The organism is Pseudovibrio sp. SCP20 (assembly GCF_057774105.1).
Window position 1 is genome coordinate 1 of sequence record NZ_JBYMDH010000026.1, and the last position, 226, is coordinate 226.

At 48.2% G+C, this 226-nt stretch carries 1 protein-coding gene; it reads right to left on the reverse strand.

Annotated features, from left to right (window positions below; translation table 11 throughout):
• The coding region (locus tag AC3CB2_RS23505; protein ID WP_352936795.1) for a hypothetical protein at positions 1-189 on the reverse strand (189 nt) is incomplete at its 3' end.
• Between the last annotated feature and the right edge of the window lie 37 nt (positions 190-226).

Consider the following 226-nt stretch of genomic DNA (forward strand, 5'->3'; position numbering starts at 1 on the left):
GGCAGAGCCACCCTTGATGATGTCATCGCCATCAGTGCCATGCAACTCAAGGCGTTCACCATCATTAAGTACCTTAATCTCGCTGAGCGTCGTGCCATCAGCAAACTCAAAGCGCTCAATATGCTGACCGACATCTGCAATAAGAAGCGATCCATTCAATCCGTTCTTGGACCAGGCAAACTGAAGCATCTGTCCGTATGATCCATTGTCTTGTATTTGGACAGAG